General features: G+C 69.8%; 11 protein-coding genes and 1 riboswitch. Of the genes, 3 read left to right on the forward strand and 8 right to left on the reverse strand.

Features of this window, described 5'->3' with window-relative positions:
- Positions 1-27 precede the first annotated feature (27 nt).
- Positions 28-132, reverse strand: a riboswitch (S-adenosyl-L-homocysteine riboswitch).
- A 46-nt stretch (positions 133-178) separates the two neighbouring features.
- The gene (locus BLU17_RS18025; protein WP_091999113.1) at positions 179-901 is read right to left on the reverse strand and encodes an LrgB family protein; all 723 of its coding nucleotides are present in this window, start codon (positions 899-901) and stop codon (positions 179-181) included.
- Between the two features lie 34 nt (positions 902-935).
- The gene (locus tag BLU17_RS18030; RefSeq protein ID WP_091999116.1) at positions 936-1,415 is read right to left on the reverse strand and encodes a CidA/LrgA family protein; all 480 of its coding nucleotides are present in this window, start codon (positions 1,413-1,415) and stop codon (positions 936-938) included.
- A gap of 153 nt (positions 1,416-1,568) precedes the next feature.
- Between BLU17_RS18030 and BLU17_RS18035 the strand changes: the two genes are divergently transcribed.
- Positions 1,569-2,516: a LysR family transcriptional regulator gene (locus BLU17_RS18035; RefSeq protein ID WP_091999304.1), complete on the forward strand. Its 948-nt coding sequence runs from the start codon at positions 1,569-1,571 to the stop codon at positions 2,514-2,516.
- Between the two features lie 144 nt (positions 2,517-2,660).
- On the opposite strand, the gene BLU17_RS18040 is transcribed toward BLU17_RS18035, so the two are convergent.
- On the reverse strand, positions 2,661-4,289 hold the full coding sequence (locus BLU17_RS18040; RefSeq protein WP_091999307.1) for a GMC family oxidoreductase: 1,629 nt from the start codon (positions 4,287-4,289) through the stop codon (positions 2,661-2,663).
- A 390-nt stretch (positions 4,290-4,679) separates the two neighbouring features.
- Here BLU17_RS18040 and BLU17_RS18045 point away from each other — a divergent pair, with 390 nt between their 5' ends.
- Positions 4,680-6,452, forward strand: a complete 1,773-nt coding sequence (locus BLU17_RS18045; RefSeq protein WP_091999119.1) for an isovaleryl-CoA dehydrogenase — start codon at positions 4,680-4,682, stop codon at positions 6,450-6,452.
- The gene (locus BLU17_RS18050; protein ID WP_091999121.1) at positions 6,449-7,900 is read left to right on the forward strand and encodes a coniferyl aldehyde dehydrogenase; all 1,452 of its coding nucleotides are present in this window, start codon (positions 6,449-6,451) and stop codon (positions 7,898-7,900) included. The genes BLU17_RS18045 and BLU17_RS18050 overlap by 4 nt, the downstream gene beginning before the upstream one ends.
- On the opposite strand, the gene BLU17_RS18055 is transcribed toward BLU17_RS18050, so the two are convergent.
- The 5 genes from BLU17_RS18055 to fliE form a co-directional block, all read right to left on the reverse strand.
- A complete protein-coding gene (locus tag BLU17_RS18055) occupies positions 7,878-8,291 on the reverse strand; it encodes an EscU/YscU/HrcU family type III secretion system export apparatus switch protein (protein ID WP_091999124.1) in 414 nt (137 codons plus the stop codon). The genes BLU17_RS18050 and BLU17_RS18055 overlap by 23 nt on opposite strands.
- Positions 8,291-9,739: a flagellar hook-length control protein FliK gene (gene fliK, locus BLU17_RS18060; RefSeq protein ID WP_091999126.1), complete on the reverse strand. Its 1,449-nt coding sequence runs from the start codon at positions 9,737-9,739 to the stop codon at positions 8,291-8,293. The genes BLU17_RS18055 and fliK overlap by 1 nt, the downstream gene beginning before the upstream one ends.
- A gap of 67 nt (positions 9,740-9,806) precedes the next feature.
- Positions 9,807-10,139: a flagellar protein FliT gene (locus BLU17_RS18065; protein WP_091999310.1), complete on the reverse strand. Its 333-nt coding sequence runs from the start codon at positions 10,137-10,139 to the stop codon at positions 9,807-9,809.
- On the reverse strand, positions 10,136-10,582 hold the full coding sequence (gene fliS / locus BLU17_RS18070) for a flagellar export chaperone FliS (RefSeq protein ID WP_091999128.1): 447 nt from the start codon (positions 10,580-10,582) through the stop codon (positions 10,136-10,138). Before fliS ends, BLU17_RS18065 begins: the two co-directional genes overlap by 4 nt.
- A 144-nt stretch (positions 10,583-10,726) precedes the next feature.
- Entirely contained in the window at positions 10,727-11,062 is a 336-nt protein-coding gene (fliE, locus tag BLU17_RS18075; RefSeq protein WP_091999131.1) for a flagellar hook-basal body complex protein FliE, read from the reverse strand.
- Between the last annotated feature and the right edge of the window lie 73 nt (positions 11,063-11,135).

Below are 11,135 nucleotides of genomic sequence, written 5' to 3' on the forward strand. Positions count from 1 at the left end.
CTCCTTTCTAAAAGTGACTAGAAATTAAAGACGTGAGCGCCGTTTCAGTGCGATTGATTCAGTGGATTCAACCGGATTGAAGCGCCTTCGAGCCTGGCGGGCGTGAAGCCCGTCGCAACGCTCCTCGAAGACGAGGCGTGATTGTAGCAAATCGGGATGACGGCGGCGCGCGCGCACCTCAGATCGGCAGGAATCCCAGGGCGGGCGCGAGCAGGACCATCACCACGCCTGCGATCATCATCGTGAGGCTCGCCACCACGCCCTCTTCGCTGCCGAGTTCGCGGGCCTTCGCGGTGCCCACGCCGTGCGCGGCCGCGCCGAACAGCGCACCGCGCGCGAGCCGCGTGCGCAGCGGCACGAGCCCGAGCACAAGCTCGCCGAACAGCATGCCGCACACCCCCGTGGCGATCACGAAAAGCGCGGTGAGATCGCGCGGCGCGTGAATCTTGTCGGAGACGGCGAGCGCGAACGGCGTCGAGATCGACCGCGTCATCAGACAGCGCTGCAGGTCGGGCGAGAGGTGCAGCAGCTTCGCGAGCGCCAGCGACCCGCCCACCGCCACGACGATGCCGACCGTCACGCCCACCGCAAGCGAGATCCAGTGGCGCTTGAGCAGGTCGCGATATTCGTGGATCGGCACCGCGAACGCCACCGTGGCCGGCCCGAGCAGCCACATGAGCCAGCGCGTGTCCTGAAAATAGACGGGATACGGAATATGGAGCACCAGAACGATCGCGCCGAGCACCACCGGCACCGCGACGAGCGGCGTGAGCCACGGCGAGCGAAAGCGCGCGTACAGCGCCTTCGAGACGAAATAGAGCGCGACGGTGAGGATGAAGCAGCCCGCGGCGATGAGCCGCGCGGCGTCGTCGGCGAACAGGGACGAATAGAACGCGTTCATGACGGGATCATCCTCAGTGGGCAAATGCCGGGGACTACGCTCGCACCAGATGGCGCGCATGGCGCACGCGGCGCAGCGCGAGACGGCGCTCCAGCCGCGCGGCCTGCTCGACGGCGAACGCCACGGCCACCATCACCATGAGTGTGCCGCCCACCACGACGAGGACGAGACGCCAGCCGTCGGCGCGAAAGAGACCGCCGTAGTTGACCGCGGCCACGGCGGCCGGGATGAAGAACAGCAGCATGTCGGACAGCAGCCAGTCGGCGCCGGCTTTCACCCAGCGAGGCGTCACGCCGCCGCAAAAAAGCAGCGCGAGCAGCAGCACGAGGCCCACCACGCCGCCCGGCACGGGCAGGTGCGCGGCGCGTGCGAGGGCGTCGGCGGCATACCAGACACCTGCCAGCAGCGCCGATTGCGCCGCGATGCGGCCAATGCGCCGGCCGAGACCCGCCACGCTGCCCGTGCTGTGCGCGGCGCTTTCGGAAATTTTCGCGGGGGCGTTCGGAGCAGTCATGGCAAACCCTAAGTGACACTGGATTGGAACTCAGTATAGGGTTCAGCCGATTATAAGTATAATGACTTGGAATCATCTACTACATTCCATATTGGAATGCACCAGATCGGCATCCGCCGAACGCTTTTTCTGCCCAATTCTGGAGTCCCGATCGTGGAACTGCGCGCGCTTCGTTATTTCATCGAGGTGGTGCGGCAACAGAGCTTCACCGCCGCGGCCGAGAAACTGCACGTCACGCAGCCGACCATCAGCAAGATGGTGAAGGCGCTCGAAGACGAAACCGGCACCCAGCTATTGCTGCGCGACGCACGCCAGATGGTGCTCACCGACGCCGGCCGCATCGTCTATCAGCGCGGCCAGGACGTGCTCGCCGCGCAGGCGCAGTTGCAGGCCGAACTCGCCGATCTCGGCACGCTCGGGCGCGGCGAACTCACCATCGGCATTCCGCCGATGGGCGGCTCGCTCTTCACGCCCGCCATCGCGACCTTCCGCCAGCGCTATCCGAAGATCGAGCTCAAGCTCTTCGAGCAGGGCTCGCGCGCGATCGAGGCCGCGCTGATCTCGGGCGAGCTGGAGCTCGGCGGCGTGCTGCTGCCCGTGGACCCGGCGCTCATCGACGTGCTGCCTGTTTCGCACGAACTGCTTTGGCTCGTCGCGCGGCGCGGCTCGCGCTGGGACAACAAGCTCGCCGTGCCGCTCGCGGAGCTGGCCGGCGAGCCGTTCGTGTTCTACGGCGAAAGCCTCGCGCTCAACGACGTCGTGCTCAACGCGTGCCGTACCGCGGGCTTCGTGCCGCAGGTCGTGGGGCGCAGCGGCCACTGGGATCTGATGGCGGCGCTCGTGCTCGCGGGCGTGGGCATCGCGCTGCTGCCCGCGCCCTACGTGCGCCGCCTCGACGCCGGGCGTTTCACGTGCCTGCCCGTGAGCGAGCCGCAGATCACCTGGGACATGGCGATCGGCTGGAAGCGCAGCGGCTATCTCTCGCATGCGGCGCGCGCCTGGCTCGACGTCGCGCGCGCGGAGTACGGCAAGCCGGTCACGTTTCTCGACGACTTCGTGCTTCCTCCGGGGCTCGAGAAGCGGCCGGGCAAGCCGGAGTGAAGCGGCGCCCGCCGGACAACGGCGGGAATGCGCCGCGCTTTTGGCGCATGAGGAACGCTTCGCAACGAGCCGATGCGGCGGTCAGGGAAGCGGCCGCTTTCCGTGCCGACGCGAGAGCCACGCGGGGATGGACGAAGCAACGCGTCAGACGACGACGCGCTGTCGATCAGCATCGCGCGCGCGCCAGGTCTGGGCGATGAAGTCGGCCGCGCGCTCGCCGATCATCACGCTCGGCGCATTCGTGTTGCCGCCGATGAGCGTCGGCATGACCGAGGCGTCGGCCACGCGCAGACGCTCCACGCCGCGCACGCGCAATTGCGGATCGACGACCGAGCGCGCGTCGCCGCCCATGCGGCAGGTCGCGACGGGATGGTAGATCGTGTCGGCATGCCGGGCGATCGTCTCGCGCAGCTCGGCGTCGCTCTGGCCGGCATGCGTGTAGAGTTCGCGGCCGCCCAGCCGGGCGAGCGCGGGCGCGTCGAGTATGCGGCGCGCCATGCGGGTGCCCTCGACCAGCAGGTCGAGATCGCGCGCATCGGAAAGGAAGCGCGGGTCGATCACGGGCGCGACGCGCGCGTCGGCGCTCGCCAGCGTGACCGTGCCGCGGCTCGCCGGACGCAGCACGCACACATGCAGCGAATAACCGTGCCCCCAATGCAGGCGGCGGCTGTGATCGTCGACGAGCGCCGTGCAGAAGTGCAGTTGCAGGTCGGGGCGATCGAGTTCCGGCCGGCTCTTCAGAAAGCCGCCCGCCTCGGCGACATTGGTCGTCAGCATGCCGCGCCGCCGATGCAGGTAGCGTGCGAGGCCCGCCGCCATGTGCGCGGCGCCGCGCAGCGAATAACCGATGGTCTCGCTCGAATGCACGCGCTTGTTGAAGGTGAAATCGATATGGTCGAGCAGATTGCGGCCCACTTCGGGCGCGTCGTGACGCACCGTTATGCCGAGCGCGCGCAGCGCGTCTTCCGGACCGATGCCGGAGCACATGAGGAGCTGCGGCGAGTTGAACGCGCCCGCCGCGAGGATCACCTCGGCGCGCGCCTGCAGCGTCTCGATCGAGCCGCCGCGCGCAAGCTCCACGCCGCTCGCGCGCGCGCCGTCGAAGGTTACGCGCAGGACCGTCGCATCCGCGATCAGATGCAGGTTCGGCCTGCCGCGCTCATACACATAGGCGCGCGCCACCGTGCAGCGCTGGCCGCCGCGCTGCGTCACCTGATAGAAGCCGACGCCCTCCTGCTCCTCGCCATTGAAGTCGTCGTTCAGGCGAAAGCCCGCCTCGCGCGCAGCCGCGACGAAGCGCACGGCCACTGGATTGCGCTCGCGCAGATCGGCCACGCCGAGCGGGCCGCCCGCGCCGTGCCAGGCGTTGGCGCCGCGCTCGTTGTCCTCGGCGCGCAGGAAATACGGCAGCACGTCGCACCACGCCCAGCCCGTGCAGCCGAGCCGCGCCCATTCGTCGTAGTCGAGCGGATGGCCGCGCGTGTAGATCATCGCGTTGATCGCGCTCGATCCGCCGAAACCGCGCCCGCGCGGCTGGTAGCCGCGCCGGCCGGCGAGTCCCGGCTGCGGCACCGTCTCGTAGGCGTAGTTGTTTTTCGTGCGGAACGGCACGAGCGCCGCGACGCCGAGCGGCATGTTGACGAACGGATTGCGCGCCGTATGCGGGCCCGCCTCGACGAGCGCGATGCTCGCCGCGGGGCAGCGTTCGGCCAGACGCCCCGCCAGCGACGCGCCGCCCGAGCCGCCGCCTACGATGATGTAGTCGTATTGCATCGTCTCCCCCATCCGGAGCGCTCCACGCAAGCTATTTGCACGGTCGTTCGTTTCCGGTTTTAATGGCGCATTGTAGGAAGCGGCCGAAGGCTTGGGTTAGCTTTTATGTCAGAGCATCCCCTCTAAACGGGGAGCCGCGTGGCCGCCTATGATGGAAGCCGGTTCAGCCGCCAGCGCCGAAAGGGCCCAGCAAGAAGGGCAGGGAGCGCTGGAGCGTACATGCATGATCCACCTCACGGACGCTTCGATCGGGGCGGCCGCCGCGCACGCCGCTTCCCTGTCACGACAACGAACACAACACGAACGGCGCGCGTCGCCGCGCCTTGCATGGGACTGGACGAGCGCCGTAGCGCCCGCTCCGGTCGACAGCTTTGCACAGGAGACAGGCAGATGGACTCGACGGAAGTCACGCATCGCCCCGGCACGACCCACGAAGTCACGAACCAGGCGCCGCCGCTCGCCGGCTACAACCTCTTCACCACCGACGCCGCGCTAGGCGAGGCGCTGACGCGCGCCGGCGCCGACTGGCACCGCGAGACGCTGGCGCGCCATGGCGCCGAACTAGGCAAAGCCGAAACGCTGGCGCTCGCCGATCTCGCCAATCGCCACGAGCCCGAACTCCAGACGCACAGCCCGCGCGGCGAACGTATCGACGCGATCGAATTCCACCCGGCCTGGCATCGACTGCTGGCGTTGCTGCGCGAGCAAGGGCTGCACGCGCTGCCGTTTTCGGACCCGCGCCCCGGCGCGATGGCCGCGCGCTGCGCGGGCTACTTCCTGCACGCGCAACTGGAATCGGGGTCGCTGTGTCCGCTCACCATGACATTCGCGAGCATTCCCGTACTGCAGCGCGAGCCCGCGCTATTCGAGGCGCTGCGCGAGCCGCTCTACGCGCGCGAGCACGACCCGCGCGACGTGCCGTTCGCGCAAAAGCGTTCGATGATGATCGGCATGGGCATGACCGAGAAGCAGGGCGGCTCGGACGTGCGCAGCAACCGCACCGGGGCGCGTCCGGCGGGCGTCGAGACAGGCCGCGGCGCGGCGTATCTGCTCACCGGCCACAAGTGGTTCTTCTCCGCGCCGCAGTGCGACGCCCACCTCGTGCTCGCGCGCACCACGGAGCATGACGGTCTCTCGTGCTTCTTCGTGCCGCGCTACCGCCCCGACGGCGCGAAAAACGCCGTCCACGTGCAGCGCCTGAAGAACAAACTCGGCAACCGCTCGAACGCGAGCAGCGAAGTCGAGTTCTTCGACGCCTACGGCGTGATGGTCGGCGACGAGGGCCGCGGCGTGCCCACCATCATCGAGATGGCGAACTATACGCGGCTCGATTGCGTGATCGGCAGCGCGGCGCTCATGCGCGCGGCGCTCGTGCAGGCGATCCACCACGCGCGCCACCGCAGCGCATTCGGCCGCGTGCTTGCGGCGCAGCCGCTGATGCAGAACGTGCTCGCCGATCTCGCGCTCGAATCGGAGGCGGCGACGGCGCTCTTCATGCGTCTCGCGCGCGCGTTCGAGGACAGCGCCGATGCCGGGTCCGGCGACGCGGGCGCCAGCGACGCCGCCGCGCTCGAAGCGCGCGCCTGGCGGCGCATCGTCACGCCCGCGGCGAAGTTCTGGGTGTGCAAGCGCGCGCTTGCATTCACGGGCGAAGCGATGGAGGTCTGGGGCGGCAACGGCTACGTCGAAGACGGGCCGATGGCGCGCTTTTACCGCGAAGCGCCCGTCAACTCGATCTGGGAAGGCTCGGGCAACGTGATGTGCCTCGACGTGCTGCGCGCGCTGGAGCGCGAGGCCGACGCCGCGCAGGCGCTCTTTCTTGCGTGGCGGCGCGACGCGCAGACTCACCCCGTGCTGAACGCCGCGCTCGACCGCCTCTCGGTGCTGCTCAACGGCGCGCCGGGCACGCGCGAGACGAGCGCCCGGCGCATCGCGCAGCAGATCGTGCTGATCGCGCAAGCCATGCTGCTGCGCGAAGGTCCGCCGGAAATGGCGGACGCGTTCATCGCCACGCGTCTGGACGAACACGACGCCGACTGCGACCGCGTGTTCGGCACGCTGCCCGCGCGCTTCGACCACGCAGCGATCATCGAGCGGGCGTTTGCGTCGCGCCCGGAACCGCCCGACCGCCCCCGCGCCGAACTCCACGAGGACCGACCATGAAGCAGGACCTGCCCGACGCCCTCTCGCGCCCCGCGAGCACGCCGCCCGACGGCCCGCCCGCGGCGCTGGACGCCCTGCTCGCCGCGCAACGCGAAGCCTTTTTGCGCGACCCGTTTCCCGCCTGGGAAGCGCGCGCCCGCAACCTGAAGGCCCTGCGCGACGTGCTCTTCGCGCACCAGGACGCGCTCGCCGAGGCGATGAACGCCGACTTCGGCCAGCGCTCGAAGGCGGAGGTCGCCCTTGCGGAATTCGTCGTCCTGAAGCAGGAGATCGACGCCGCGCTCCGGCACGGCGCACGCTGGATGAAGCCGCGTCGGCGCCCGGTGGGCAAGTGGCTGCTGCCGGGCCGCGCGAAGGTGATGCCGCAGCCGCTCGGCGTGGCGGGCATCGTCGTGCCGTGGAACTATCCGCTGCTGCTCGGCGCGAGCCCGCTCGTGTGCGCGCTCGCGGCTGGCAACCGCGCCATGATCAAGATGTCGGAGCTCACGCCGCGGACCTCGGCGCTCTTCGAAGCGCTGATCGGCAAGACGTTCGCGCGCGACCATGTGGCGGTCGTGAGCGGCGACGCCGCCGTGGGCGCCGCCTTCAGCGCGCTGCCGTTCGACCATCTGCTCTTCACGGGCTCGACGCGCGTGGGGCACGAGGTCATGCGCGCGGCGGCCGCGAACCTCACGCCCGTCACGCTCGAACTGGGCGGCAAGTCGCCCGTCATCATCGGCGAGCACGCGCGCCTCGCCTATGCCGTCGACAGCCTGCTGCTCGGCAAGACGCTGAACGCGGGGCAAACCTGCATCGCGCCCGACTACGTGCTGCTGCCGCGCGGCCAGGAAGACGCTTTCATCGCGCGCGCCCGCACGCGCTTCGCGCAGCTTTATCCCGACTTCGCGAACAACCGCGACTACACGTCGATCATCTCGGCGCGCCACTTCGAACGCCTCACGCGCCTCGCCGACGAAGCGCAGGCAAGCGGCGCGCAACTGCACGCGCTCGGCGCGCACGACGCCGCCGCGCGGCGCTTCGCGCCCGTCATCGTGACGAATGCCGGTACGCAGACCGCGCTCATGCAGGAGGAGATCTTCGGGCCGCTCCTGCCGCTCGTGCCCTACGACACGCTCGACGAAGCCCTGCGCTACGTGAACGCGCGTCCTCGCCCGCTCTCGCTCTATCTGTACGCCGACGACGCGCCCACGGTCGAGCGCGTGACGCGCGAAACGGTGGCGGGCGGCATGTCGGTGAACGAAACGCTCATGCACATCGCCGCCGAGGGGCTGCCGTTCGGCGGCGTCGGCGCGAGCGGCATGGGCGCGTATCACGGCTACGAGGGCTTCGTCACGTTCTCGAAGATGAAGCCGGTCTTCACCCAGTCGCGCCTGAACGCGCGCGGACTCGTCGCCCCGCCCTACGGCAAGCGGTTCGGCCTGCTGATCAGGTTGATGTTGAAGGTTTGAACGGCAGCGCGGGGCGGCCGCGCCGCGCGCCGCCAATCGTGCGGATATCGCGGATATCGCGGCCAGATGCGGCGTCGCCCGGCCGGGCGTTGCGCGCTTCGGCGGCCTCTTTGGCTTTCGCTGCGTCGTCGGCTTCGAGCCGGTGCAGCCATGCAAGCAGCTCGGCCACCGCCTGGTAGAGCTGCGGTGGAATCTTCGCGTCCAGGTCCACGCGCATGAGCAAGGAGACCATCTCCGGCGCCTCGTGCACATAGAGGCCCGCTTCCTTCGCGCGCTGCACGATCATCTCCGCGACGAGGCCGTAGCCCTTCGCGACCACGCGCGGCGCGCCGTCTCCGTCCGGGGCGTCGTAGGCGAGCGCCGCGGCGCTCTGGCGGTGCGTGCGGCTCATCACAGCTCCCAGTCGTGATCGTTGGCTTCGGTGGCGGGCGCGGCAGGCGCGTCCGCCACGGCGTTCGCGCTCGCGGTTTGCGCAGCGTAGGCGCTCGCGGCCTTCGCCGCGTCGGCGGGGCTGGCCGCCGCGCCGCTGCCGATTTCGCGGATCGAGAGCCCCGCGAGCGTGAGCCCGAGCGCCTCGAGCCGCCCGCGCAACGCTTCGCTCTCCGCGGTGAGGCGCGCGGCGCCGCCCGTGCTTGCCTGCACGCGCACGGCGAGCGTCGAGCCCGTGAGCGTGAGTTCCGCATCGACGGTGCCGAGCTTCGGCAGCGCGAGCGTGAGGCGCGTGCGCCAGGGAAGGTCGCCGGCGTCAGCGCCGCCGGCGCCGTGGCGCGGATCGCGGGCGTCGTAGTCGTCCTGCTGGATGCTCCAGTCGACCCGCACGCCCGGCCACGCCTCGCCGTTCCAGCGAAACTCGCCGGTCGCGAGCAGGTCGAGCTGCTGGCGCACGAGCGGAACCACGGCCGGATGGACCGGCGAACCGTTGGCCTGCGCGGCCGCATCGTGCATGGCGGGCAGCAGCGTGTCGGCGAGCGCGGCGCCTGCACGCGCCGGGTTTTGGGGCTGGCCCATGGCGGCGTCGCCGGTCAGATCGGCTAACGCGGGGAACGCGCGCGCCCCGCCGGCGTTGGCGGCATTCGCGGCGCTGGAGTCGCCTCGGGCACCGCCGGGCGCGTCGGAAAACGCTTCGGTCCACTGCACGTCGTCGACGTCGTCCGCGGCGCGGCTCCAGTCCAGCGGGAGCTGCGAGCCCGACGCGAGCAGGCGGTTCTGCGGTTCCTCGGCAAGCTCGGCGGGCGAGCGCTGGCCGCGCAGCCACTCGGCAAGATGCGCTTCGTAGAAGAGCCCGCTCTCGCTCACGGTCTGCGCAAGCGAAGCGGCGAGCGCCGCGACCGGGCCGGCCTGGGCGGCTTGCGCCGCTTGAGCGGATGAGGTTTGCGCGGCCGCTGCGGCCTGCGTGCCGACGCCGGCCCCGGCCGGCGAGTCGCTCGCCGCGGCCTGGGCCGCGAGCGCCGGGTCCGCCAGCAGCGCGGCTTCCAGCGCCTCGCCTTCGGCGCCCGCGAGACCGGGCAGCGGCAGGCTGGCCGCGCCGCCCGGCGCCTCGGCCGAACCGCCGGCTCCGGGATCGGCCCAGAGCGGCGCGCGGCCCACCACGGCCGACGTCGCCTCCCCGCCCGATCGGATGATGGCGTCGAGCGCGAGCGCAACCGCCGAAAGAACGGTTTGCGTCGAGTCCTGCGTGCCGCCGGGGCTGGTGCCGGTGTCGGCGAGGGCTGTGCTGCCTGTCGCGAGCGCGGAAACGCCCGTTTGCGCCGCTCCGGCGGCGCCTTGCGGGCCGACCGGCGTGAGCGCCGCTATGCGGCTCGCGAGGAGCGCGGCGGCTCCGGTGTCGATTCCGTTCATGATTTTCCGGATCTGCGCACAGCGCTCACATGCCGCTCACAACGCGCCTCTCGCGCGGCGCACCGCGCTAGCGTGCGCCGTAGATTTCCTGCAGGACCCGCGCGGGCTGCACGGTGCCGTAAAAAAGCGCCGAAAGGCGCGCCATGCAAGGGCTTGCGAGGTCGCGAATGGCGGCGTCGTCGGCGAGGATCTGACGAATGAGTTCGTACTTGCGCGCCCGCTCGGCGACCGTGAGCAGTACGGCCGCCTCGCCGTCCTTCAAGGCGTCGACGAGGCTCCGGTATTCCTCCTGCAAGCCGATCAGATCGTTCCAGTGTGCATCGCGCGCCGCGCAGAGCATTTGCCCCGACACGGCCGCAATCGCTTCGTAGCGGGCGAAGTAGTCTGCTTTTGAACTCATCTCGTCCATGTGCCGGCTGCTGGCGCGGATGACTGTTCGGCCATCCGTGCCGCTTCCGGCGCAATCCCCAACCAGGCTTCTTCGAGCGTAGCCAGCAGTCCGTCGACCTCGACGAGCATGGTCTCGCTCTGATTGATATTGGCTTCCAGCAGGCGCCGCGCCATGTAGCTGTACAGCGCATTGAGGCGCTGGGCGATCTCGCCGCCCGCCTCCATGTTCAACGCGAGCTGGAGCCCGCTTTCGACAATGCGGATCGCCTTGGCGATCGCCTCGCAGCGTGGGCCGACGTTGCCGGCCTGCAAGTGCATACGTGCCTGCGCAATGGCTTGCCGCGCTCCCTGGTAGAGGAGTTCGATCAGCTTGTGCGGGCTTGCACCCATGACCCCCGTTTCGACGCCCACGCGTGCATAGGCGCTGGCTCCAGATTGGGCAGGGGAAAACATCGGCGCTCCTCCTCGAATGACGTTGGCTTGAATACGGTCGCCCGACATGCCGCGCATGTGCGGCGGCGGGCAGTTCTAGCCGGGTTATCGGAACGTAGGGGAGGAAGCTTTAGCGCGTTGCGCGGGCGAAGGCTTCGGCGGGCATCACACCTGGATCTGCATGATGTCGGTGTAGGCCGAAACGAGCTTGTTGCGCACCTGCAGGCCGAACTGGAAGCCGATGTTCGCTTTCTGCATGTCGACCATCACGTCGTTGAGCGACACGTTGTTCGCGCCCAGCTCGAACGCCTGCGACTCGCCCACGGCCTTCTGCTGGTCGTCGCTGATCTTGTCGAGCGACGCCTTGAGCGCCGCCGCGAACCCGCCGGCCGTCGCCGCCCCCGATGATTCGTCGGCTGCGGTGGGGCCGCCGGCCGCCTGCGCCGCCATCGACTGCATTTGCGCCAGGGCGGACGTGAGCGGAGATACTGGCACGGTCATGTTTGCTCCACGAAAAAGGGACACGCGAAGGTATTGCGGGGCCGAGCCCCTGGCCGGGCGGCGGGAAACCGCG

Origin of the sequence: Paraburkholderia lycopersici, from assembly GCF_900096975.1 — a bacterium.
GTDB lineage: Bacteria > Pseudomonadota > Gammaproteobacteria > Burkholderiales > Burkholderiaceae > Paraburkholderia > Paraburkholderia lycopersici.